The organism is Nostoc sp. 'Lobaria pulmonaria (5183) cyanobiont' (assembly GCF_002949795.1).
Classification (GTDB): Bacteria; Cyanobacteriota; Cyanobacteriia; order Cyanobacteriales; family Nostocaceae; genus Nostoc.
The window spans coordinates 666,569-690,220 of the sequence record NZ_CP026692.1; the positions used below are offsets into that span (position 1 = coordinate 666,569).

The 23,652-nt window shown below is 42.8% G+C and carries 22 protein-coding genes; 18 read left to right on the forward strand and 4 right to left on the reverse strand.

What is annotated here, in order from left to right; genetic code table 11:
• Nucleotides 1-683: 683 nt before the first annotated feature.
• On the reverse strand, nt 684-1,454 hold the full coding sequence (gene panB, locus NLP_RS02745; protein ID WP_104905043.1) for a 3-methyl-2-oxobutanoate hydroxymethyltransferase: 771 nt from the start codon (nt 1,452-1,454) through the stop codon (nt 684-686).
• Nucleotides 1,455-1,561: 107 nt separating this feature from the next.
• The gene (locus tag NLP_RS02750; RefSeq protein WP_104905044.1) at nt 1,562-2,668 is read right to left on the reverse strand and encodes a ligand-binding sensor domain-containing protein; all 1,107 of its coding nucleotides are present in this window, start codon (nt 2,666-2,668) and stop codon (nt 1,562-1,564) included.
• A gap of 853 nt (nt 2,669-3,521) precedes the next feature.
• Here NLP_RS02750 and NLP_RS02755 point away from each other — a divergent pair.
• The 5 genes from NLP_RS02755 (at nt 3,522) to NLP_RS02775 (ending at nt 7,552) form a co-directional block, all read left to right on the forward strand.
• Nucleotides 3,522-4,952: a form I ribulose bisphosphate carboxylase large subunit gene (locus tag NLP_RS02755; RefSeq protein WP_094327882.1), complete on the forward strand. Its 1,431-nt coding sequence runs from the start codon at nt 3,522-3,524 to the stop codon at nt 4,950-4,952.
• A gap of 100 nt (nt 4,953-5,052) precedes the next feature.
• Nucleotides 5,053-5,460 (forward strand): RuBisCO chaperone RbcX, encoded by a 408-nt coding sequence (rcbX, locus tag NLP_RS02760; RefSeq protein ID WP_104905045.1) that lies wholly within the window; start codon nt 5,053-5,055, stop codon nt 5,458-5,460.
• A 45-nt stretch (nt 5,461-5,505) separates the two neighbouring features.
• A complete protein-coding gene (locus tag NLP_RS02765) occupies nt 5,506-5,844 on the forward strand; it encodes a ribulose bisphosphate carboxylase small subunit (protein ID WP_104905046.1) in 339 nt (112 codons plus the stop codon).
• Between the two features lie 472 nt (nt 5,845-6,316).
• The gene (gene psbP / locus NLP_RS02770) at nt 6,317-6,862 is read left to right on the forward strand and encodes a photosystem II reaction center PsbP (RefSeq protein ID WP_104905047.1); all 546 of its coding nucleotides are present in this window, start codon (nt 6,317-6,319) and stop codon (nt 6,860-6,862) included.
• Between the two features lie 96 nt (nt 6,863-6,958).
• The gene (locus tag NLP_RS02775; protein WP_104905048.1) at nt 6,959-7,552 is read left to right on the forward strand and encodes a Maf family protein; all 594 of its coding nucleotides are present in this window, start codon (nt 6,959-6,961) and stop codon (nt 7,550-7,552) included.
• Nucleotides 7,553-7,601: 49 nt separating this feature from the next.
• Here the strand turns inward: NLP_RS02775 and NLP_RS02780 are convergent, their stop codons facing one another.
• Nucleotides 7,602-7,829 (reverse strand): hypothetical protein, encoded by a 228-nt coding sequence (locus NLP_RS02780; protein ID WP_104905049.1) that lies wholly within the window; start codon nt 7,827-7,829, stop codon nt 7,602-7,604.
• A 201-nt stretch (nt 7,830-8,030) separates the two neighbouring features.
• On the opposite strand from NLP_RS02780, the gene NLP_RS02785 reads away from it, so the two are divergent.
• The 4 genes from NLP_RS02785 (at nt 8,031) to NLP_RS02800 (ending at nt 13,236) form a co-directional block, all read left to right on the forward strand.
• Nucleotides 8,031-8,768: a phycocyanobilin:ferredoxin oxidoreductase gene (locus NLP_RS02785; protein WP_104905050.1), complete on the forward strand. Its 738-nt coding sequence runs from the start codon at nt 8,031-8,033 to the stop codon at nt 8,766-8,768.
• Between the two features lie 891 nt (nt 8,769-9,659).
• Entirely contained in the window at nt 9,660-11,084 is a 1,425-nt protein-coding gene (locus tag NLP_RS02790; protein WP_104905051.1) for an HlyD family efflux transporter periplasmic adaptor subunit, read from the forward strand.
• Between the two features lie 167 nt (nt 11,085-11,251).
• The gene (gene devC, locus NLP_RS02795) at nt 11,252-12,406 is read left to right on the forward strand and encodes an ABC transporter permease DevC (RefSeq protein ID WP_104905052.1); all 1,155 of its coding nucleotides are present in this window, start codon (nt 11,252-11,254) and stop codon (nt 12,404-12,406) included.
• 122 nt (nt 12,407-12,528) lie between these two features.
• A complete protein-coding gene (locus tag NLP_RS02800; RefSeq protein ID WP_199784744.1) occupies nt 12,529-13,236 on the forward strand; it encodes a DevA family ABC transporter ATP-binding protein in 708 nt (235 codons plus the stop codon).
• Between the two features lie 179 nt (nt 13,237-13,415).
• On the opposite strand, the gene NLP_RS02805 is transcribed toward NLP_RS02800, so the two are convergent.
• Nucleotides 13,416-14,237 carry a hypothetical protein gene (locus NLP_RS02805; RefSeq protein WP_104905053.1) on the reverse strand — a complete coding sequence of 274 codons (822 nt, stop codon included), beginning with the start codon at nt 14,235-14,237 and terminating at the stop codon, nt 13,416-13,418.
• A 104-nt stretch (nt 14,238-14,341) separates the two neighbouring features.
• On the opposite strand from NLP_RS02805, the gene NLP_RS02810 reads away from it, so the two are divergent.
• The 9 genes from NLP_RS02810 (at nt 14,342) to NLP_RS02845 (ending at nt 23,282) form a co-directional block, all read left to right on the forward strand.
• Nucleotides 14,342-15,139, forward strand: coding sequence for an HAD family hydrolase (locus tag NLP_RS02810; protein ID WP_104905054.1), 798 nt, complete (start codon nt 14,342-14,344; stop codon nt 15,137-15,139).
• 50 nt (nt 15,140-15,189) lie between these two features.
• Nucleotides 15,190-15,972 carry a Uma2 family endonuclease gene (locus tag NLP_RS02815; RefSeq protein ID WP_104905055.1) on the forward strand — a complete coding sequence of 261 codons (783 nt, stop codon included), beginning with the start codon at nt 15,190-15,192 and terminating at the stop codon, nt 15,970-15,972.
• Entirely contained in the window at nt 15,965-16,150 is a 186-nt protein-coding gene (locus NLP_RS02820) for a hypothetical protein (RefSeq protein ID WP_104905056.1), read from the forward strand. The genes NLP_RS02815 and NLP_RS02820 overlap by 8 nt, the downstream gene beginning before the upstream one ends.
• A gap of 223 nt (nt 16,151-16,373) precedes the next feature.
• Nucleotides 16,374-17,168 carry a 30S ribosomal protein S2 gene (gene rpsB, locus NLP_RS02825; RefSeq protein ID WP_104909752.1) on the forward strand — a complete coding sequence of 265 codons (795 nt, stop codon included), beginning with the start codon at nt 16,374-16,376 and terminating at the stop codon, nt 17,166-17,168.
• Between the two features lie 238 nt (nt 17,169-17,406).
• The gene (gene tsf / locus NLP_RS02830; RefSeq protein ID WP_104905057.1) at nt 17,407-18,351 is read left to right on the forward strand and encodes a translation elongation factor Ts; all 945 of its coding nucleotides are present in this window, start codon (nt 17,407-17,409) and stop codon (nt 18,349-18,351) included.
• Between the two features lie 205 nt (nt 18,352-18,556).
• Nucleotides 18,557-19,420 carry a hypothetical protein gene (locus NLP_RS02835; protein WP_104905058.1) on the forward strand — a complete coding sequence of 288 codons (864 nt, stop codon included), beginning with the start codon at nt 18,557-18,559 and terminating at the stop codon, nt 19,418-19,420.
• A gap of 81 nt (nt 19,421-19,501) precedes the next feature.
• Nucleotides 19,502-21,988, forward strand: a complete 2,487-nt coding sequence (recG, locus tag NLP_RS02840) for an ATP-dependent DNA helicase RecG (protein ID WP_104905059.1) — start codon at nt 19,502-19,504, stop codon at nt 21,986-21,988.
• 415 nt (nt 21,989-22,403) lie between these two features.
• The gene (locus NLP_RS34575) at nt 22,404-22,553 is read left to right on the forward strand and encodes a hypothetical protein (protein ID WP_234017182.1); all 150 of its coding nucleotides are present in this window, start codon (nt 22,404-22,406) and stop codon (nt 22,551-22,553) included.
• A 90-nt stretch (nt 22,554-22,643) separates the two neighbouring features.
• Nucleotides 22,644-23,282, forward strand: a complete 639-nt coding sequence (locus tag NLP_RS02845) for a histidine phosphatase family protein (RefSeq protein ID WP_104909753.1) — start codon at nt 22,644-22,646, stop codon at nt 23,280-23,282.
• Nucleotides 23,283-23,652 lie beyond the last annotated feature (370 nt).

Sequence of the window (23,652 nt, forward strand, 5' to 3'; positions counted from 1 at the left end):
AGTCAACAAGGGAATTGTAAAGACTTTCGCGATCTAGTAGCTAGCTTCTCAAATCTCTGGCTTAATTTCACCTACCCTAAATTTTGCAGCTAATCGCTTAGTTTTTCTACTTCCCAAAATATCGGTTCTCGTTTTCATTGCACTATAGCGCTTCTCGTTTGTGTGAGGTACACCCGTAGGGGCACGGCACTGCCGTGCCCCTACACCCCACGATATAATCTTGTACCGCATCTAAATGTGAACCGCTATATCTTACCCAGTTACCCGTTTTATTTGCCGATCGTACTGCCTTGATAAGTAGTCCTTATAAAATATATCAGCCTTTGTTTGTCAAGTCTAGTTGACCATTTGTAAGATTATTGTTATATTTATTTACATAGCTTAGTAAAGCCCCAAAGAAAGCTGCATAGCTAAAATTGCACCTTGTCTATTACGTATATAGTTTTGGTTGCGTTGGGTATTAACTAAGAAAAACAGACTTTGGTATTGCAATATCCCATCGACATTTGGACTTCTCCCATCTACCTCGGCTATTAAGTCGGGGTTTTTTGTGTTCTTGATTAGCACCTTATTTCTTAGGACTTACGCAAAATAATGAAAAAACGAACCGCCAAGGACGCAAAGGACGCAGAGAAATAAGAGTTTGAGAGAGTTATTGCGTAAGTCCTATTTCTTTAACTTTTCTAAGGAAACTTTCGTTCGCGCACTTCCACAGCATAATCTTGCACGGCTTTGGTAATCGTCTCGCGCAAATTCGTGTAAACTTTGGCGAATGGTGGATGCTTTTCAGCCAGTCCAAGGACATCTGAAGTAACTAAAACTTGTCCATCGCAGTGAATTCCCGCACCGATACCAATTGTGGGAATAGTCAATTTTTGTGAAATCTGCATTGCCAAATCTGCGGGGATATGCTCTAACACTAGAGAAAATACACCCGCTTGTTCGAGAGCGATCGCTTCAAGTAAAATCCTCTCACTGGCTTCTTGGGTCTTTCCTTGTTGTCGCAAACCTAGTTGATGTATTGATTGTGGTGTCAAACCCACATGACCCATGACCGGAATTCCGGCTTCTACTAAACGAGCTACAGTTTGGGCGATCGCTGGATAGCCACCTTCCAATTTTACCGCTTGAGCGCCTGTTTCCTTCAGTACCCGCCCAGCTGAGTGCATCGCTTGTTGGAGACTTTCTTGATACGTCAAAAAAGGTAAATCTACAACTACTAATGCCCGTTTAACCCCACGGCGCACAGCTTTAGCGTGATATATGATCTCATCCAAAGTTATTGGCAGTGTTGTTTCATACCCTAGAACTACTGCCATAGAATCACCCACGAGGATTAAGTCTACACCAGCTGCATCGAGGAGTTGAGCGATCGCATAATCCCAGGCGGTCAACGCGACAATTGAACGTCCCTGTTGTTTCCATTGAATTAATTGCTGGGTAGTGATTGCCATTTTTCTAGGTGGGGAGTAGGGAGTTAGGAGTTAAGAGTGAGGAGTGAGGAGTTTTTAATTTAAAAAATTGTTTAACTTATAACTCCTAACTCATAACTTTTAACTAATCATTTAACAGCGCGACTGAAAGCGATATGGGGTTTTGCACTGTCCGTTTTGGGCATTAACCAAGCTAGACCTTCACTAGTGCCAATCCATAATTTATTACCGATGTCAGGTGCAAGGGTAATAACCCGACTAGAAGGAAGTCCAGCAACTTCTCCATCTAATACAGCTCCTGTATTTGGATTTAATCGTAACAAACCATTATTAGTCCCGACCCAGACACTACCATCTTTCGCAAAACGTACCGCAGTCACGTCACGCCCGCGCAAGCGAGTGACAGACCGCAATACTGCACCAGTCTTTGGGTTAATAACTAGCAAATTATTCGGCATTCCCGCCCAAATTAACCCTTCTGGACTAATAGCTAAAGCTTGTACATTTGTCCCTGGTAAATCGGCTATTCGCTTCATAATCGCAGCACTAGCAGTATTTACCCGCACCAATCCATCAAGAGTACCAACCCATAATTGACCTTCAGCATCTAAAGTTAGGGCGTTAGCGCTGACACCAGGCAGATTTTTTAATGTTGTCATAATCAAGCCTTGGTCGGGACTAATCAGAGCTAAACCGCTATCGGTTCCAGTCCACAAATAACCCCGTTTGTCAAGTAACAGTGACAACACGCGTTTAGAAGGCAAAAATAAATTTTGTGCAGTAATTTCGCTAGTGCGGGGGTCAACTCTAACTAGTCCTTCATAACTTCCTACCCACAAACGTCCTACTTTGTCTTGGGCTAAAGCACCAATGGCAACATTCGGTAAGCTCACACGAGAAATAATCTTGCCGGTTTTAGGATCGATCCGCGATAGTCCTCGCCAAGAACCTACCCAAAGATTACCCGTAACATCTCCCAGTAAATTACCAACCCGATAATCAGTTTGTGGGGAATTTTCTTGCACTCGCCGCACATCGGGTAAGGGTTCTACTCGCGGTGGCGGTGGGGAAGTTGGGTAAGCGGGGGTTAAATCAGATGAATTAATATCAGGGGTTTTTTGTGCCCATCCTGTACTTGGCAAAGCTATCAACCCCAGCAAGATAGAAGTAGTCAATAAACTAGTACGCTTGCAAAACAATACCACGGTGATATTTCCTTTGGAGACAGTACCCATAGCATTTACCTAAACTGGCTTTGGGTTAATTTCAGTGTTCCCCTAGCTGGGATTTTTTAAACACTGGGGATTGAGGGACTGAGCATTGGGGACACTTCGACACTTCGGCAAGCTCAGTGCATCGCTGGGGACTGGGTATTGAGATTTCCCCATCTGTCTCATCTTCTTTATCTGTCTAGTCCTCAGTCCCTAAAATCTTCCTTACAGTTATCGATGGCATTTTGTAAAGCTTTTGTAACAAAAAGTTTAAATCTTTATGTAATAACAAAATTAAATAGATAAGTTAAAAACTTTCAAAGAATAACTTATCGAATTCTTGATATATTGTGAAACAAGTTACAAATTACGTGGTGTGCAATTCTTTTATCTTTTGCTCACCACTCTGCTAAATCTCTGTCAAGTAAATTCTTTTCTGGTATCTTTTCCATCAAAGGGAAAGATATAAGGATTGTAAAGGCGGGAATGTGTGCCAGCCAGCCCAATCCCCTGAATACCCTGATTTATGGGGGAATTATCTAAATCAAGCCACAAAAGGCGGAAGTTTTGGTGAAATTGAGAAGGTTTAGTTGGGTGCGAAGAAGAGGTAAAAAAGAATTTTGATTTTTAGCAAGAGGGAACAGTAGAAGCGCTAGGTCGTGTACCCCTAGAAGGGGAAAACACTGGTGAGGAGGGCTACCACTGCTACCAAAGTGTCCGCAGCAAAAAAACTGCTAACCTTTGCCAAAGGCAACTCTTAACAAAAAATTTTTTGGTTCTTCCCCTCGCTCAACGGGGGCAAGAGCAGGGTCAGGGTGAAGTTGCACGAAACGTGATTTGATAATTAAAAAGAGTGATTTCAGGGAAGGATAAAATTATGTCTTACGCTCAAACGAAGACTCAGAGCAAATCTGGGTATAAAGCCGGGGTTCAAGATTACAGACTAACTTATTACACACCAGATTACACTCCAAAAGATACCGATCTTTTAGCTGCGTTCCGTATGACACCCCAGCCTGGTGTTCCTCCCGAAGAAGCAGGTGCGGCTGTAGCGGCTGAATCTTCCACAGGTACTTGGACAACTGTGTGGACAGATTTGCTCACCGACCTCGATCGCTACAAAGGTCGTTGCTACGACATCGAACCAGTTCCCGGCGAAGACAACCAGTACATCTGTTACGTTGCCTATCCTTTGGACTTGTTTGAAGAAGGCTCTGTAACCAACGTATTGACCTCAATTGTCGGTAACGTATTTGGTTTCAAAGCTCTGCGGGCACTGCGTCTAGAAGATATCCGTTTCCCAGTAGCTTACATTAAGACCTTCCAAGGGCCTCCTCACGGTATCCAAGTTGAGCGCGACAAGTTAAACAAATACGGTCGTCCTTTACTCGGTTGTACCATTAAGCCCAAATTGGGTCTTTCTGCTAAGAACTACGGACGCGCTGTATACGAGTGCTTGCGCGGTGGTTTGGACTTCACCAAAGACGACGAAAACATCAACTCCGCACCATTCCAAAGATGGCGCGATCGCTTTTTGTTCGTAGCTGAAGCTATCAACAAAGCCCAAGCAGAAACCGGTGAAATTAAAGGTCACTACCTCAACGTCACCGCCCCCACCTGCGAACAAATGTTGCAACGGGCTGAGTACGCTAAAGAACTCAAAATGCCCATCATCATGCATGACTACCTCACCGCAGGTTTTACCGCCAACACCACATTGTCTCGTTGGTGCCGCGACAATGGTATATTGCTGCACATTCACCGTGCTATGCACGCTGTAATTGACCGTCAAAAGAACCACGGTATCCACTTCCGTGTATTGGCTAAAGCCCTACGTTTGTCTGGTGGCGATCACATCCACACCGGTACAGTTGTTGGTAAGTTGGAAGGTGAACGTGGTATTACAATGGGCTTCGTTGACCTGTTGCGTGAAAACTACATTGAGCAAGACAAGTCTCGTGGTATCTACTTTACCCAAGACTGGGCTTCTCTACCTGGTGTAATGGCAGTTGCTTCTGGTGGTATCCACGTATGGCACATGCCCGCGCTGGTAGAAATCTTTGGTGATGACTCCGTACTACAATTCGGTGGTGGTACTCTAGGACACCCTTGGGGTAACGCTCCTGGTGCAACCGCTAACCGCGTCGCCTTGGAAGCCGTTGTTCAAGCTCGTAACGAAGGCCGTAACTTGGCTCGTGAAGGTAACGATATCATCCGCGAAGCTGCCAAGTGGTCTCCTGAACTGGCTGTTGCTTGCGAACTGTGGAAAGAAATCAAGTTCGAGTTTGAAGCAATGGATACCGTCTGATCTGAGTTAACGGTTAAGAGTTAAGAGTTAAGAGTTAGGATTTGCATGAATTCATAACTCATAACTCATAACTCATAACTCTTCAGGGCTGGGGTCAAGCATGAATCTTAAGCAAATTGCGAAGGACACAGCCAAAACTCTCCAAAGTTATCTGACTTATCAGGCTCTAAGGACAGTATTGGCACAGCTAGGCGAAACTAATCCGCCATTAGAACTTTGGCTGCATAACTTTTCGTCTGGCAAAATTCAAAATGGTGAGTCATTCATTGAGCAACTCTTGCGAGAAAAACCAGATTTGGCTTTGCGAATCATGACTGTTAGGGAACATATTGCGGAAGAAATTGCAGAATTTTTACCGGAAATGGTACGCACTGGCATTCAGCAAGCCAACATGGAACAGCGTCGCCAGCATTTAGAACGCATCACACGAATAGACACATCTAACCCCAGTCTGCAACCAGAACAGCAAGCAACTTCAGATCAAAATTTGGATAACTTATCCAATTAGTTCGGTCAATCTACTAGTAAAAATCGCAACCCATTATCAAAAGCTATGCAAACTTTACCAAAAGAGCGTCGTTACGAAACCCTTTCTTATCTGCCCCCTCTGTCTGACGCTCAAATTGCCAAGCAGATCCAGTACATTTTGAATCAAGGTTACATTCCAGCGATCGAGTTTAACGAAACTTCTGAGCCAACAGAATTATATTGGACAATGTGGAAGTTGCCTTTGTTCGGTGCTAGATCCACTCAAGAAGTATTGAGCGAAGTTCAAGGATGCCGTTCTCAATTCAGTACCAGCTATATCCGTGTTGTGGGTTTTGACAACATCAAGCAGTGCCAAATTCTCAGCTTTCTTGTTCACAAACCCAACAAAGCCAACAGATACTAAACCTAGTAAGTTGCAATTAATTATGGGATAGTTAAAGCAATTTGTCTATCCATATATAGGAGAGGTAGAATTATCTGCCTCTCCTATTTACTTACAGCTATTTTCAGGTAAATAGACCACGCGGTAGGGGCGCAAGGCCTTGCGCCTCTACAACAGATGTGGTTCAAATACTTGAATTCTGCTGTAATTTGTTTTGAAACGCAGAGGGGCGCAAAGTTATTATCTGTGTGCCTTTACGTTTTTTAAGAGAGTAATAGAAGAGCGTTAAGGCCACTAGCACTAGCAGATTACTAAGACCATACAAAATTACGATTAGAGGTGAACCCAAGTAGTTCAGTAAGTATTTGCCGACATTTGGGCATTTAACCCTCACCATCTAATGCATTATCCGAAGCGTCCCGGTTGGTGGGAGAATAAAGACGAGAAATGATGCAAGCCTTGTGTTATCTCCAGCCCAAAGGAATCTGTAGAAATGTGGAAACGAATTGTATTAATTTTGCTATTGGTGTTGAGCTTCAGTCTGAGTAATTCTGATGTTGCGGCTGCGGCTGGACTCAAAAGCTTTGTAGACAGTAGTGATGGCTATCAGTTTTTATATCCCAACGGCTGGCTGCCAGTTAAAGTTGCTGATGGACCAGATGTGGTTTTCCACGATTTGATTGAGGTGTCTGAAAATGTTTCGGTTGTGATTAGCCCAGTTCCCGAAAGCAAAACTTTGTCAGAGTTGGGAACTCCAACAGAAGTAGGATACAAATTAGGAAAAGCGGCTCTCGCGCCTCCTGACTCTGGTCGTTCGGCTGAATTAGTCAATGCTGCACAGCGAGAAGTAGACGGTAAAACATACTACCTTTTAGAGTATGAGGTTAAACTCCCCAATCAACAGCAACGACACAACATCGCTAGCGTTGCTGTAAGTCGTGGTAAACTTTTTACCTTCAACGCCTCAATTCCTGAAAAACGCTGGCAGAAAGTCAAACGAATGATTGATGAGGTTGTCAATTCTTTTTCTGTTTATTAATTGGGGAGTAGGAAATCGGGAATGGGAAATGGGGGATAGGAAAGAAACTTAATTACCAATGCCCAATGCTCAATTAACAAATTTTTCTAAAATCTCATGAAAATTCCACCTTTTGTACTTGCCTCAGCTTCCCCAGCCCGACGCCGCTTGCTGCAAACTGTTGGTATTGAACCGATAGTTCGACCTAGTGACTTTGATGAGTCGCAAATTGAACTAAGTGAACCAGCAGAATTGGTCAAAACTCTTGCCCAGTATAAAGCGGAAACTGTAGCCCCACAGTTTGAATCAGCTTTGATTATGGGTTGTGATTCAGTTTTGTCCATCAATGGTGAAATTTACGGTAAACCAGCAGACTTCTCTGAAGCGATCGCTCGTTGGCAGATAATGCAAGGTAACTTTGGTGACTTGTATACAGGTCATGCCTTAATTGACCATAACCAAAACCGTACTTTAGTCGAGTCACAAGTTACAAGAGTTTACTTTGCTCAAATGAGCGAGAAGGCAATTAAAGCTTATGTTGCCACAGGTGAACCCCTCAAGTGTGCTGGTGCCTTTGCCATTGAAGGTTTTGGAAGTTTCTTCGTGGAAAAAATTGCAGGCTGTCACAGCAATGTAATTGGACTCAGTTTACCCCTGCTGCGGCAGATGCTAGAGGAATTGGGATACGATGTCACTGATTTCTGGCAATAGTCATTTGTCATTTGTCATTTGTCCAAAGTGAATAACCAATGCCCAATAACTAATAACTAAATTGCCCGATATTGAGTATTGTCTCTCCATGATCTGGAATCCAGCCTAGCCACTCATCTGCTGAAACCGGACATAATAAAAGTGCTTCGTCAAAACTAAAGAGGTTGGGAAGTAGCAAAAGGTTCACCCAAGTAGAAGCTCTTAACTGCTGTAAACCTTCCAGATTCTGCCTTCTTGCTTGCACAGCAAAATCTGGTCTATGAGAATCTAGTTTCATAGCTTTCTATTAGCCTTCACAGATGGGCTAATCTAAAATAATTTATGTAACCTAGACTACAAAATAAAGAATCCTTGTGAAAAGCATCTGTCTTATAAATTTACGTTGGCTGGGTGTAAGTGTTTGCTTATATTGCAGACCACAACAGGTATGACACGACAAGTTGTAGACTGGCCACTAGATCGCATTCCCAACTAGAATATGTCATTTACTTCTATGCCCTCGCTGCGCGAGCAACAACATCCCCTAATTCGTCAGCTAGCTGATTGTATTGAGGCAGCTTGGCATCAGCACCTGGATTTATCCCCCTACCATTTGCCTAATGAGTTGGGGTATGTGGAAGGTAGACTAGAAGGCGAAAAACTGACGATTGAAAACCGCTGCTATCAAACTCCCCAGTTTCGGAAAATGCACTTGGAACTGGCAAAAATCGGCAATATGCTGGATATTTTGCACTGCGTCATGTTTCCTCGTCCAGAATACAACCTGCCGATGTTTGGTTGTGATTTAGTTGGGGGTAGAGGTCAAATTAGTGCTGCGATCGCCGACCTTTCTCCAATTCAAGTAGAACGCACCTTACCAGAATCTTATACTTCTGCACTGACACAGCTAACAGTACTTAACTTTTCTCAACCCCGTGAATTACCAGAATGGGGAAATATTTTTTCGGATTTTTGTATCTTTGTCCGCCCTAGTTCTCCAGAAGAAGAAACAATGTTTCTGTCGCGGGTGCGAGAATTTTTAGACATTCATTGCATCCAAGCGATCGCCTCACATCCTGTTTCAGTTGAACAAGTTACCCAAAATCTCGCCGGACAACACAACTACTGTACCAAACAGCAGCAAAACGATAAAACCCGCCGCGTACTAGAAAAAGCCTTTGGCCCAGCTTGGGCAGAAAATTACATGACCACAGTTTTATTCGACCTTCCAACTTAATCATTCCTCCATCTCCCCATCTGTAGGCTCTGTTACGTTTTCGCGTAACGGATAAATGTAGAATTCATTCAACGAGAGTTTAATGGAGTCCCAAAACAGCAACAGGGAGAGTAGTAAGGTCTTTGAAGCAAATATCACAAAATGGTTTGTTGTCTTGGCAGGTGCAAGCAACTAGAGACAGCTAACTCATTGACCAGAAAGTTAAGGAAACTCTGATGTTAGGAATGTTCAAGTTAACAGACATTTTTTAGTTAGTTAATCGTTGATTGACTTAAGGAAGACTAACTTTTGTAGCAAGATTGTGTCCAACAAAGGCAACAGTCTATTTTTGATGTTTCTTTTCAATTTTGTGACTAACTATAGCCGTAGTGAATGTAGCAGTAAAGTACCGCATCATACCAATTTAGGATTTTGTGTAAAGACGTGATATATCGCGTCTTTATATCTAGATTCATACTGCTTGTGAATTCTGCTAACTCCCATTGCACTCATGTCTCAATAATACTTAAAGTTATTGAATAGCCATCGGCTATAGCGCTTCTGGGTTTCAATACAGACCTAACCCCCTCTTCCCTACAAGCGTTGGGGAGTAAGTCTCAAAGCCTCTCTTCTCAAAGGAGAGAGGTTTGGAGAAAGGTCAAAGTGTATTGCATACATAAACGCGCAGCGGCTACTCTACGAGTTCTCCGAAGGAGTATCCGTAGGGTACGAGCAATCGCTATAGAAAACACCATTTTGTAAAGCCATAGTGTTGAACGTTCATCACACAATGGATTTTTAAGCCATACCCAGCTTGAAACCACTGTTGTTTGTCCTAACAGCTGGCTGTTGATTAAAAACCCTTTTATTTTTACTTCCATCAGCACAATTCAGGTAAATGGGCAACATACTATGTCAAGGGTGACTGAAAAGCCAAAGCCAAGTGAACAGACACTTAATCACGAACAACCTAAGATTTGGTGGGGTATTGCTGTAGCCGTGCCAGTAGTAATCGCCGCCGGGATACTAGGTACGGCCAAAATCGAGCAGTTAAGAAAACTGACTACATCCGTACCAGTAATGCCATCTACTAATAGCATTAGTGCTGTAGGGCGTTTGGAACCGCGAGGCGAAGTTGTTAAATTATCCGCCCCATCATCAGGATTAGCACCATCGTCACGAATTCAGCAACTTCTGGTGAGAGAGGGTGAACGGGTAAAGCAAGGTCAAATTGTGGCAATTTTGGACAACCGCGATACCCAAGTAGCCGGACTACAAGAGGCAAAGGCGAAAGTTCAAGAAGCCCGTGCGAATTTAGCCCAAGTCAGGGCTGGATCTCCAAGAGATATTCAAGCTCAAAGAGCAGTTATTGCTCGCCTACAAGCGCAGTTACTTGGAGAGAGGAATGGTCAACAAGCAACGATCGCACGAGTTGCAGCTCAGTTAAGTGGTGATAAACTTGTCCAACAAGCAACAGTAAATCGCCTAGAAGCTGAACTCAGTGGGCAAAAAGAAGCTCTGAGAGCAACCCTTACACGTATTCAAGCCCAACAGCGCAATGCCCAAGTCGATGCTGGACGCTATGATTTTTTATACAAAGAAGGTGCAATTTCTCAGCAAGAGCGGGATAGTAGACGCTTGAGTGCAATAACTTCTAATCAACAGGTGGCTGAAAGCCAAGCGACCCTAAAGCAAACATTGGCAACGCTGCGACAACAACTTGCTGAAGCTAGAGCAAACCAAATACAAAATTTAGCAACTTTGCAACAGCAGCTCATCGAAGCCAAAGTTAACCGTGACAAAACTTTAGCAACTTTGCAAAGACAAATCGATGAAGAAAAGGCCAAACTGAGCAGAATTTTAGATGTTAGCCCTACCAATGTGCAAGTAGCGCAAGCCCAAGTTAGTAATGCGATCGCAAATGTCAGAAAAGCCGAAGCAGAACTAAGGTTAAGTTACGTTCAAGCACCAATCGCTGGAGAGATTTTAAAGGTTTACACCAAATCGGGCGAAGCGATCGGCGCAAATGGCATTGCCGAAATTGCCCAAACCAACCAAATGTTTGCGATCGCTGAAGTCGCTGAAGACAGCATTGGTAAAGTGCGTCTTGGTCAAAATGCTACTATCACCAGTGATAACGGCGCATTTAGCGGCGAATTAAAGGGAACTGTCACTGAAATTGGCAGAAAAATTGGTAAAAAAGATGTGCTGAATACAGATCCAGCAGCAGATGTGGATGCCAGAGTTGTAGAAGTTAAAATTGCTCTGTCTCCAGAAGATAGCCAGAAAGTTTCTGGTTTAACTTATGCCAAAGTTCTTGTGGATATTAATAACTAATTAAGTTGTCGGTGAGCAGTAATCCCAATTTATAATTTGATATTTTGGATTTTAAATATTCTTGTATAGTCTGTTTAAGTAATTTTAAACATTCTATTCATCTGGCACAGGTGTCACCATAATGGGTTAAAATCTCAAATCGCTAAACTTGCTAGGATGCCTATAAAATGAATCAAAAAATACCTCTGTCATGGCTACAATTGACAAGGGAAAAAACTCGCCTAGCTGTGGCTTTAGCAGGAATTGCTTTTGCTGATATTTTAATGTTTATGCAACTCGGCTTTCGGGATGCTCTGTATTATAGTAACGTTCGATTCCATAACAGCTTGCAAGGCGATATTGTTTTAATTAATAGTCAATCTAACGCTATATTGGCGATGAGAAGCTTTTCTCAACGACGATTATATAAAGCTTTAGAATTACCCGCAGTTCAATCAGTACATCCGATATATTTGGACTTTACAATCTGGAAAAATCCTGTAACTGGTCGGCCTCGGAGTATCCTGATATTTGGAATGAACCCAGAAACTAACCTAGTTAACTTACCTGGAGTTCAAGAAAATTTAGATAAACTTAAACTACCTGATGTAGTTCTATTTGACCGTTCTTCTAGGGTAGAGTATGGCCCGATCGCTGCTAATTATGACCAAGGAAAGACTGTAACAGCAGAAGTACGAAGGCGGCGAGTTAAAGTAGAAGGGCTATTTACATTAGGCGCATCATTTGGCGCAGATGGTAATTTAATCACGAGTGATATCAACTTTCTACGAATATTCAGCAATCGTCAAAAAGGATTAATTGATATTGGGCTAATTAGATTAAAACCAGGAGCCGATGCTAATGTTGTTGCTCAAGAATTACGCAAGTATTTACCTAATGAAGTAAATGTTTTAACTAAACAAGAATTTATTGATTTTGAGCGGAGTTATTGGGCAAATAGTACAGCTATTGGCTTTATTTTCACATTAGGGACTGTCATGGGTTTCATTGTGGGGACTGTGATTGTTTATCAAATTCTTTATACAGAAGTTGCAGACCACTTAGCTGAGTACGCTACTCTCAAGGCAATAGGCTATACACAAAACTATTTATTGACAGTCATTCTTCAAGAAGCTTTGCTATTAGCAGTTTTAGGCTATTTTCCTGGAATAGTTTTTGCCTTATTTATGTATAATAGCGCCAGAAATGCAACACTTTTACCAGTTTTCATGAGTTTTGACCGAGCGACAATGGTATTGATTTTGACTATGATAATGTGCATTATTTCTGGGGCGATCGCAGTTAGAAAATTACGCTCTGCCGATCCAGCAGATATCTTTTAATTAATATTGTATTAATTAAAAGATACTAATAATAAGTTTGATTTATGATAAATAAGCGAATTATTTTTCTGACAGTCACTACAGTTAAATTTTGGAACTACTAATTTATAACTAACAAAAGTATGATAGAAAAAGAACCTGTAATCGCCATTAAAAATCTCAATCATTTCTATGGCAAAGGCTCACTGAGAAAACAGATATTATTTGATATTAACCTAGAAATTTTTTCAGGTGAGATTGTGATTATGACCGGGCCATCCGGTTCAGGGAAAACAACATTACTTAGCTTAATTGGTGGTTTGCGGTCTGTACAACAAGGAAGTTTAAAATTTTTAGGTGAAGAACTTATTGGCGTCAGTCAAAACAAATTAGTGCAGATGCGACGCAACATTGGTTATATTTTCCAAGCTCACAATTTGCTAGGGTTCTTGACAGCCAAGCAAAATGTGCAAATGGCAGTGGAATTAAACAATAATATTTCTCAAACAGAAGCAATGGCTAAATCAAAAGCTATGCTAAAGTCTGTTGGTCTAGAAGAACGAGTTGATTATTACCCAGACAATCTTTCTGGTGGACAAAAACAAAGAATTGCGATCGCCCGCGCCTTGGTGAATCGTCCCCCCTTGGTACTAGCAGACGAACCAACAGCAGCATTAGACAAACAATCAGGACGCGATGTTGTGGAAATAATGCAGAGTCTAGCCAAAAATCAGGGAACTACTATCTTATTAGTGACACACGACAACCGCATTTTAGACATAGCCGATCGCATCGTAGAAATGGAAGATGGTCTTCTAACCCGTAATTCTTCTAATACAGTTATTCAGTGATGATTTTAGTCATTAGTCATTTGTCTTTTGTCCTTTGTCCTTTGTCATTTGTCCTTTGTTTTTTACCATCGATCCAAAATTAATGACCATTACTTCTCTACGATAGGCTGCGCCAACGACTACGCTCAGTACAAGTGACTAATGACTAATGACCAATGACCAATGACAGCCATAATTTATTATCTAGCCGAGCCTGATTTTTTAATTCCAGATGACTTTGGCGGAGTTGGAGTATTTGGTTGGCGACTAGTACGAAAAGTCACATTCACGCCTTCATTTGATTGTTCTAGCACCAGTAGAGGCGTAGGTTTAGCCTTTTGATCCCAATGCATAGTAGCAATCCGACCTTGAATTATTGGCTGCCAACTATCTTCGTCTTCTATGGGGCTTAAGTAAGTTTCTATACAATCAATAATTTGACTAATAGTTGCAGAAGTTGCTTGTGTCGGTAATTTCATTAACTTGATTTGAATCCGAAACAGCACCCGTTTAGCAGAATTCCCTGGACTACCAGTCTCATATTCGACATCAAAAATTTCATCCACTTGCCGTCCAGCGCTATTAGCAATTCCGACCGATCCAAGTTGTGCTTGATTTGGACGCAGGGCTTGAGAAATTTTTTCTTTGATCTGAATCTTTATTTGATTAAGAATTGCAAAATGAAACACCTCCTCTGACATCCGCATTCGCAGATAATCCAGGTTAAAGTCCCGTGAATTCACCAAATCGGGATTAGTTTCCATTTTGCGAATTGTTTCCAGCGCCAGCTTAAACTTTTTCTCTAGTTCTCGCGCGCGGAATTGTTCAAACTTAAGTTTTTTCTCCAGCTTATCCTTCTGGAGTTTAATATACACAATCAAAGCAATCACCACTAAAGCCAGTCCTCCAGAAGTTACCAACAATAAAGATGGTATTTCAGGATTACTTGCTGGCACTTCCTGGGATGCCTTTTTAGTAGTCTTTTTCCCAGAGGATTGGGCAAGAAACATTGAAGTGGACATGGTTGGAAACTGAAAAACTTGACTCCTGATGTTTAGGATGCCCAAATCTTCAAGGTCATCTTGCTGTATGATTAATATTTTTTACAGCGTTTTACAAATCGTATATGTCCAGACATTTGAGCCTCTCTCCCCTATCTGAGGTTTCATCTACAAGCTTTAGCAAGATTCGTCTGATAGCCACAGATATGGATGGCACTCTGACTAGACAAGGAAAATTTACTCCAGCACTGCTACAAGCTTTAGAGGATTTAGCCGCAGCTGATATTAAGGTGCTAATTGTCACCGGACGTTCTGCTGGGTGGGTAAGTGGATTGAGTAGTTTGATGCCAGTGGCAGGTGCTATGGCAGAAAATGGTGGTTTATACTTTCCACCTGGAAATCAGAAACCAGTAGTTTTAACACCCATTCCCGATTTAGTTCACCATCGCCAGCACTTGGCTACAACTTTTGAGAATTTACAAATTAAATTTCCCCAAATCCAAGAATCTGCTGATAATCGCTTTCGCGTCACCGACTGGACTTTTGATGTAGCTGGTTTGAGTCAAGATGAACTACAAACCATAGACAATCTCTGTCAACAAATGGGTTGGGGATTTACCTATAGCAACGTGCAGTGTCACATTAAACCGCAAGGACAAGATAAAGCTGTGGGATTGTTGCAGGTATTACGCGAATATTTGCCCCAGTACTCATCAGAACAAATTGTCACTGTGGGTAATAGCCCCAATGATGAAAGTTTATTTGATCGGCGTTATTTTCCTGTTTCTGTAGGCGTGGCCAACGTCCTGGAATATGTGAATCAATTGAAATATCAGCCTGCTTACATTACTACTGCTGCCGAAGGGGAAGGTTTTTGTGAATTATCTAGTTATATTTTAAAAAGCTTGTACATCCCAAGTTAGAGAGAAGTAGAGTTGTTCTACAATAATCTCGTAGCACTGAGTTTACAACCATGACAGCTACTCTACCTGTTAGTGTCGAATCAGAAATCTTCTACCCCAGTGCTGATGGTCAACCAGTGGCAGAAACCTACGACCACCTTTATGCTTTACTAACTACCTTAGAAGTCCTGAAACAGTATCTGGCAAATCGTCAGGCAACAGTATTGGGAAATCAATTTCTTTACTATGCACAGGGCTTTCCCAAATTGCGGGTAGCCCCAGATGTAATGGTGATTTTTGATGTTGCACCTGGCGGTCGGGACAACTATAAAGTTTGGGAAGAGGGTCAAGTACCCACAGTTATTTTTGAAATGACATCCTTTGGGACTAAGGGACAAGACGAAATCTTCAAAAAGACCCTTTATGAACAGCTAGGTGTCAAGGAATACTGGCTATTTGACCCTAAAGGCGAGTGGGTGGAACAACAGTTACGTGGCTATCGGCTGCGGGGAGAAATCTACGAACCGATACAAGATGGACGCAGTGAACCGTTACAACTACGCTTGGTAGTTGAGGGAAGGCTAATTGGATTTTACCTTGAGGATACAGGGGAAAAATTACTGATACCTGATGAACTGGTAGAGGCTTTAAGGCAGGAAATTTTAGCAAGACAGCAAGCAGAAGAACTAGTAGAACAAGAACGCCAACGAGCAGAACAAGAACGCCAACGAGCAGAACAAGAACGCCAACGAGCAGAACAAGAACGCCAACGAGCAGAACAGGCAGAATTGCAGATAGAAAAATTAAAGGCAAGGTTGCGATCGCTCAATCTAGACCCCGATACTATTGAGTAACCCGCAAGGTGTAATTCCAGAAGTTACTGTAGCTACGCACTTGTTCAGTGGCATAATCAACCGCTTTAAGTATTCTGCGATGGACGCTGCCGATCGCAAAATGCGAGAAACTATCGACGATCAGATCGAACAACGGCGACAAAAACCCAAACCCCAAGATCGAGAAGACCGCGAGTAGACCTTTAAAACAGCAAGATTTTTATTACTACAAGCATAGTGCTGCTCGATTGTTGAGTAGGCAGCACTATTTTCTTGACCTGACTCGGTCAAGCAACTACAACTCTTCAGAATATGCTAACCTAGTATAGTTAACTAATCTCGCACATCTAAGAATTCGGGTGTTTCCCGATTGGGAAATGCACTTGGATGGAGGTTTAACCCGAATCGGAGTTGAAAAATATATGCCAGTAGTTTCATTGGCTCAAATGATGGAGTCAGGGGTTCACTTTGGGCATCAGACCCGGCGTTGGAACCCAAAAATGTCTCCTTACATTTATACTTCCCGCAATGGCGTGCATATTATCGACTTGGTGCAAACTGCCCAGTTGATGGATAATGCTTACAACTATATGCGATCGCACGCAGAACAAGGGAAAAAATTTCTTTTTGTCGGCACTAAGCGCCAAGCAGCTGGAATTATTGCTCAAGAAGCTAGCCGTTGTGGTTCCCACTACATTAACCAACGCTGGTTGGGCGGAATGTTGACCAATTGGGCAACCATCAAAACACGGGTTGACCGTCTGAAAGATTTAGAACGCCGTGAAGAAACTGGCGCACTAGATTTATTACCGAAAAAAGAAGCATCAATGCTACGTCGGGAAATGACGAAGCTCCAGAAATACTTGGGTGGCATTAAAACAATGCGAAAAGTGCCCGACATCGTGGTAATCGTAGACCAACGCCGGGAATATAACGCAGTTCAAGAATGCCAAAAGCTGAATATTCCCATTGTGTCCATGTTGGATACAAACTGTGACCCCGATGTAGTAGATATCCCCATTCCAGCAAACGACGATGCTATCAGATCGATTAAACTGATAGTCGGAAAATTGGCAGATGCCATTTATGAAGGTCGTCACGGTCAGCTGGATGTTGAAGATGATTACGAAGATTACGACGGTAGTGAGTATGACGAAGACTACGAAGAAACCGAATATACTGATGCCGTAATTCCTGACGAGGAAACAGAAGAATAGTGCTGAGTCAAGAGTGCTGAGTGCTGAGTAAGATAGAAAGACTCAGCAAATTGAATAGTGCTGAGTCTTGATTTTTGAAGTTGTAAGTTGTGATTTGTCAATGAAGAATAAAATTGATAACTGAACACTCAAAACTCAGCACGGGCTAAACGCCCCGCTAACGCTAACAAAACTCAGTACTCAGTACTAAATTAGGTGAGTGATTACAACTCGAGGTCAAGTTAGGAATTGAGGCAAAATGGCGGAAATATCTGCAAAACTCGTCCAAGAGCTACGCCAAAAAACTGGTGCCGGCATGATGGACTGCAAAAAGGCGCTGATAGAGACTGAAGGCAACGTAGAAGAAGCCGCAGACTGGCTACGGAAAAAGGGCATCTCTAAGGCGGGGGCAAAAAGCGATCGCATTGCGGCAGAAGGGCTAGTAGACACTTACATTCAGCCCAAAGGCCGAGTGGGTGTACTCATAGAAGTCAACTGCCAAACCGACTTTGTTGCTCGTAACGAGGCTTTTAAAGCTTTAGTTAAGAATCTAGCAAAGCAAGCAGCGACAGCTAATAGTGTTGAGTCTTTGTTGGCTCAACCCTATATTGATAATGAAAGTGCGACTGTAGAAGAATTTATCAAGCAAACCATTGCCACCCTTGGTGAAAACATCCAAGTGCGCCGCTTTGTTAATTTTGCAATAGCAGAAGGCACACAAGGTGTAGTAGACAGCTACATTCACACTGGCGGTCGAGTTGGTGTATTAGTAGAACTAGGTTCCAAAACTGAGTCAGCAGCTGCTAATTCCGAGTTCCAAACCTTGGCACGGAACACTGCAATGCAAGTTGCGGCTTGTCCTAATGTCGAGTATGTGAGTGTAGACCAAATCCCCGCCGAAGTTGCCCAAAAGGAAAAAGACATTGAAATGGGCAAGGATGATTTGGCGAACAAGCCTGAAAACATCAAAGAAAAAATTGTTCAAGGACGGATTGAAAAACGCTTGAAAGAATTGACTTTGCTCGATCAGCCTTACATTCGCGATCAGAGTATTTCCGTGGAAGACTTGATAAAGCAAGCGAAAGCACAATTAGGCGAAGAGATTCAAGTGAGTCGCTTTGTCCGTTATATACTGGGCGAAGGCATTGAAAAACAAGAAATGAGCTTTGCTGATGAAGTCGCTGCACAAATGGGCACCAAGTAAGATTAGTCATTAGTCATTAGTCTGTACCAAGGACAAATGACTCTTTACAAAACAGGTCAGGTTATTTGCTTGGCCTGTATTTTATTTAGTAAAGACAGAAAATTTCGCATTTAATTTAAAATCTAAAATTCTCTAAAAAGTTATCCTAAAATAAGTTTGTACATTTGTACTATGTAATGGTTCAGATGGGCAAGAGCGAAAAAATATGGCAAGAGCAATCGAGCGAATTGAGCAGGATATTGCAGCACTCCAAGAAGCGATCCGGGCGATCGCAATCGAACTAAAAAGCGCTTATGCTAGTTATCTAAACACCTTGGGGCTAGCTGTACGCAAACAGTTGATTCTCGCGAGTTACCACCTCTGTACCCAAGGATATCCCGAAAACTTTTTGCATTTGTCATTGAATCAGCGCCAACAATTGCAACAAGCTATTCGTAAGTTGGGTCAACTGGCAGCTGAACAATTGCTCATTTATCTTAAAAGTGAAGAATCAGGGGAAGATGAGGTGGATGAGGGAGATCAGATGGATGAGGTGGATGAGGTGGATGAGGAAGTAACATCCTCTTCATCTTCACTATTTCTGGACACTTCTAATTCTCACTATCTCACTGCCAACACCTCCGATCCTATAGAACTGGCAAAATGGCAACAGAAATTAGAAGAGGCTGCGCAAGATATACTGAAAAAACTTTCGCATGATGCTAATCTTTTGTTGCAAAAAGCTGGAGTATTACCGAAAAAATTACCAGAACCGATTTTAGCAGCGGCGGCGGCAGCATCAGAAGCATCTGCTGAGGTAATGCCGGGGCCACCCAATTTATTAAACTTAGTAATTGAAATTGAAAATGAGCAACAGTCAGAAGATTCTGGACTGACTCAAATCATGGCTATTAACCTGCGGCTAGGAGAAATTGAATTTGCTGATGTGACACTTTCCTCTGAGCGCAAGCGAATCCGCAGTATTTTAGTTCAGCTAAACAAACTAGGACGAGAGTATAAAAAGAGATATAAAGAAAAGGCGATCGCTGAAGCGGAAGCTGCATGGCGTGCTAGTTGGTTTGACGATTAGTCATTTGTCTTTTGTCCAGAGTCAAATGACCAATGACCAATGACAAATGACTAATGACAAATGACTAATGACTATTGACCAATGACTAATGAAAAACCAGATTGGATACGATTGCACAAAGCCTTGGCAATAGAAGCTGAACGTGGCTTTACAGACTTAATGGGCAGAGAATACCGTTTCAGTGAATTTCTGAGCCTAACTTTGGGCAAATTCCCAACAGGCTTACCCCAAATTGAACGCCGCCGTTGGCAAGGACTAGCGGTGCAATTTGCTAGTTATCCACATCTAGCACTGGAAGAAAGGCAGCATTTAGTAGCAGAAACTCGTAGATATCTTTCCCAACTACAGCAAGAGGAGCAGGGGGAGCAGGGGAGCAGGGGAGCAGAGGAGCAAGGGAGAATTTATAAATCCAAAATTAAAAATCCAAAATCTCCAATTGTTACTGAGGTGAGTCGGAGACTTGCACCAAAAATTGAGCAAAAACTCAGTGATTTACCAGAAATAGGTTTTAAAAAAGCTGATAATTTGGCACGGCTTGGTTTACATACCGTCCGTGACTTGCTTTTCTACTATCCTCGTGACCATATTGATTATGCGCGTCAGGTGAATATCCGCGAGTTACAGGCGGGTGAGACAGTGACAATAGTGGCTACAGTGAAGCGTTGCAACTGCTTTACTAGCCCTAAAAATCAGAAATTATCAATTTTAGAATTGGTAGTAAAAGACAACAGCGGTCAAATCAAAATTGGCCGTTTTTACGCAGGTACGCGCTTTAGCAGTCGCGCTTGGCAAGAAAGTTTAAAACGCCGTTATGCAGTAGGTAGCATTCTAGCAGCCTGTGGGTTGGTGAAAGAAAGTAAATACGGCTTGACACTGGATAATCCAGAACTAGAGGTTTTAGCAAATCCAGGAGATACGATTGAGTCGCTAAATATTGGGCGGATAGTGCCAATTTATGGACTAACTGAAGGCGTGGTGGCGAATACAGTGCGACAGGCGGTAATTGCTGCTTTACCTGCTGCGGCTAACCTGAAAGATCCTTTGCCAAGTGGTTTGCGGCAGAAGTATGGTTTGATGGAATTAAAAGATGCGATCGCTAATATCCATTTTCCCAGCGATAGCGCCGTCTTGCAAGTTGCCCGTCGTCGCCTAGTCTTTGATGAATTTTTCTACCTACAACTTGGGTTACTGCAACGTCAACAGCAAGCAAGAGCGATTCAAACCAGCGCCATCCTTGTCCCACGCGGTCAACTTGTAGAGAAATTTCACGAAATACTGCCTTTTCAACTCACTGGCGCACAGCAACGAGTTCTCAACGACATTCTCAACGATTTACAAAAAACTGTGCCAATGAATCGTTTGGTGCAAGGTGATGTCGGTTCTGGTAAAACAGTCGTCGCCGTGCTAGCTATCCTCGCAGCAATTCAATCTGGCTACCAAGCGGCGCTGATGGCTCCCACAGAAGTTTTGGCAGAACAACATTATCGCAAGTTAGTTAGCTGGTTTAATCTGCTCCATTTACCAGTGGAATTACTTACAGGTTCGACTAAAGCGGCGAAACGAAGACAAATACATTCTCAGTTAGGAACTGGTGAATTACCTCTGTTAGTAGGAACCCATGCGTTGATTCAAGACCCTGTAAACTTCCAACAACTAGGGTTAGTAGTCATAGATGAACAGCATCGCTTTGGGGTAGAACAACGGGCACGTTTGCAGCAAAAAGGCAATCAACCTCATGTGTTAACTATGACAGCTACCCCAATTCCCCGAACCTTAGCACTGACGATACACGGGGATTTGGATGTGAGCCAAATTGATGAGTTACCACCGGGACGGCAAAAGATTCAGACAACAGTATTGTCAGGTCAGCAACGCAACCATGCTTACGACCTGATCCGGCGAGAAATTGTCCAAGGTAGACAAGTTTATGTGGTTTTGCCCTTGGTGGAAGAATCAGAAAAATTAGATTTGCGATCGGCTGTGGAGGAGCATCAAAAGTTACAAGAAAGTGTTTTTCCCGATTTTCAAGTTGGGTTGCTGCACGGTCGCATGAGTTCAGCCGAAAAGGATGAAGCAATAACCAAATTCCGTGATAACCAAACGCAAATTTTGGTTTCTACTACTGTTGTTGAAGTAGGTGTAGACGTACCTAATGCTACAGTAATGCTCATTGAAAATGCAGAGCGATTTGGCTTATCGCAACTGCACCAACTGCGGGGGCGTGTTGGTCGGGGTACGGCTCAGTCCTACTGTCTGTTGATGAGCAGTTCTAGAAGCCCTGATGCTCAACAACGATTGAAGGTGTTGGAACAATCTCAGGATGGCTTTTTCATCTCCGAGATGGATATGCGTTTTCGTGGCCCAGGGCAAGTACTGGGAACTCGTCAATCTGGAGTGCCAGATTTTACCTTGGCGAGTTTGGTTGACGATGAGGAAGTTTTACTTTTAGCGCGGCAAGCAGCGGAGAAAATAATAGAGATGGATGTTACTTTAGAGCGTTGGTATTTAATGAAAGAAGAGTTGAAGTATCGGTATGAGCGCTTAATGGGTGGGGCAATTTTGACATAACATATTTGAGTTAGAAACCTACATCAAGCAATGAATCTTCAATTTGATTGCTGGGGGCAGGGCGGGGCACTCAAGTTGACCCCAAACACTGACACAATCCTTGCTGAATCTGCACGGGCAGCAGCCGAGGTTGCCAAGGAAAGGACATTGAAACAGTTAGGTAATGCGATCTCTTAGAGGAAAAGGCGATGCCTGCGGCGGGCTTTGCCTACGTGGGTTAGGGCCGCGATCGCCTTTTTATAGATTTTGCCAAACCCAACATCGTCAGTAACTAACAAGCCAATTCTCATCACAGGCAAAGGGTTTCGTAGCAACTTTAGAGGAAGAGGCTTAATTTTAGTAACGGAAAAATTTTGGTCGTTAGTAAAGCATCGGAATCAACTGAAGTTGGGGAATCTTGCATCTGGGGATAAAATTGCTCAGAAAGCTCTCAATCGGTTCAGTTTTGCTGTTTGGGGAATTCGCCAACGGTATCCGTATCCCGGCTCAAACTAGAGTATTAGCTCTTACCGCTACTTTTGTCAATGAAATCAAAAGTTTGTGGTTGATTGACTTTTTTGGTTGATTACTTTGTCTTGGTGTCACATAAAAGATTGCGAGATTGATGGTAGTTTATTTTTGCACTAACTCCTTGATCCCAATCGCGATACAAGCTATGACACTTAATTTATATTTACTGCGACATGGAGAAACTACTTTTAGTCAAAGTGGTAATTTCTGCGGTAAAACTGATGCCCAGTTGACCTCTGAAGGGATACAGATGGCAGAGAGTTTTGCCGATGTTTATCAAAGCTTGTTGTGGGAGGCTGTTTATGTTAGCCCGATGAAGCGCGCAATTGCAACTGCCAAGCCATTTTGTGATGCTATCGGTATGAATATGCAGTTGCGTGACGGACTTAGAGAAGGTAGTTACGGCTCTTGGGAAACTTTGAGTAAATCGTTTGTCCAAGAGAATTACGCCCAAAACTATGTAAAATGGTTGACAGAACCCGCCTGGAATGCACCCATTGGTGGAGAAACTGCGGTAGATATTGCTAACCGTTCTATGCCTGTAATTGCTGAAATTCAAGAAAAACATCCCCAAGGTAATGTTTTAGTAGTTTCCCATAAAGCCACGATTCGGATTTTGCTTTGTAGTTTACTAGGAATTGATTTGGGACGCTATCGCTATCGGGTGAATATTTTGGTCGCGTCAGTAAGTATGGTTAAATTTGACGTTAATGGCCCCTTGTTAGAAATATTAGGCGATCGCCATCATATACCCGATCGTATTCGCTCTCGTCCGGGAACATAACAGTCCCTTAAACAAAAACCGAAGACCAACACAAAATTTTCTCTTCTCTCTGTTTCGCGCCAGTTGCTTCTCCCAAGGGGAGACGCTGCGCGAACAAGTCGGGGAACCCGCCCAACGCACTGACTTCTCTGCGTCTCTGCGGTAGCCTGCGGCAAGCCCTTCTCCTGACGGAGACGCTACGCGAACGGGTTCACGCTCATGGGGGAAACCCCCAAGACCGCGCTGCTTCACCGCTTTGTGTCTACGTTAAAAAAGTTGACTTTGATAAAGAGTTTTAGCCTTAACCCAAGCGTATTGGTTTATACGGTAGTCAATCCTGCCAGTTCGTTCACTATCAGAGAATCAGGTATTGAGTTGAGATGCGCGATAT

Coding starts and splice junctions, on each gene's coding strand:
- panB (WP_104905043.1), bottom strand. CDS start 1,454: ATGGCAATCACTACCCAGCAATTAATTCAATGGAAACAACAGGGACGT.
- NLP_RS02750 (WP_104905044.1), bottom strand. CDS start 2,668: ATGGGTACTGTCTCCAAAGGAAATATCACCGTGGTATTGTTTTGCAAG.
- NLP_RS02755 (WP_094327882.1), top strand. CDS start 3,522: ATGTCTTACGCTCAAACGAAGACTCAGAGCAAATCTGGGTATAAAGCC.
- rcbX (WP_104905045.1), top strand. CDS start 5,053: ATGAATCTTAAGCAAATTGCGAAGGACACAGCCAAAACTCTCCAAAGT.
- NLP_RS02765 (WP_104905046.1), top strand. CDS start 5,506: ATGCAAACTTTACCAAAAGAGCGTCGTTACGAAACCCTTTCTTATCTG.
- psbP (WP_104905047.1), top strand. CDS start 6,317: ATGTGGAAACGAATTGTATTAATTTTGCTATTGGTGTTGAGCTTCAGT.
- NLP_RS02775 (WP_104905048.1), top strand. CDS start 6,959: ATGAAAATTCCACCTTTTGTACTTGCCTCAGCTTCCCCAGCCCGACGC.
- NLP_RS02780 (WP_104905049.1), bottom strand. CDS start 7,829: ATGAAACTAGATTCTCATAGACCAGATTTTGCTGTGCAAGCAAGAAGG.
- NLP_RS02785 (WP_104905050.1), top strand. CDS start 8,031: ATGTCATTTACTTCTATGCCCTCGCTGCGCGAGCAACAACATCCCCTA.
- NLP_RS02790 (WP_104905051.1), top strand. CDS start 9,660: ATGTCAAGGGTGACTGAAAAGCCAAAGCCAAGTGAACAGACACTTAAT.
- devC (WP_104905052.1), top strand. CDS start 11,252: ATGAATCAAAAAATACCTCTGTCATGGCTACAATTGACAAGGGAAAAA.
- NLP_RS02800 (WP_199784744.1), top strand. CDS start 12,529: ATGATAGAAAAAGAACCTGTAATCGCCATTAAAAATCTCAATCATTTC.
- NLP_RS02805 (WP_104905053.1), bottom strand. CDS start 14,237: ATGTCCACTTCAATGTTTCTTGCCCAATCCTCTGGGAAAAAGACTACT.
- NLP_RS02810 (WP_104905054.1), top strand. CDS start 14,342: ATGTCCAGACATTTGAGCCTCTCTCCCCTATCTGAGGTTTCATCTACA.
- NLP_RS02815 (WP_104905055.1), top strand. CDS start 15,190: ATGACAGCTACTCTACCTGTTAGTGTCGAATCAGAAATCTTCTACCCC.
- rpsB (WP_104909752.1), top strand. CDS start 16,374: ATGCCAGTAGTTTCATTGGCTCAAATGATGGAGTCAGGGGTTCACTTT.
- tsf (WP_104905057.1), top strand. CDS start 17,407: ATGGCGGAAATATCTGCAAAACTCGTCCAAGAGCTACGCCAAAAAACT.
- NLP_RS02835 (WP_104905058.1), top strand. CDS start 18,557: ATGGCAAGAGCAATCGAGCGAATTGAGCAGGATATTGCAGCACTCCAA.
- recG (WP_104905059.1), top strand. CDS start 19,502: ATGACTAATGAAAAACCAGATTGGATACGATTGCACAAAGCCTTGGCA.
- NLP_RS02845 (WP_104909753.1), top strand. CDS start 22,644: ATGACACTTAATTTATATTTACTGCGACATGGAGAAACTACTTTTAGT.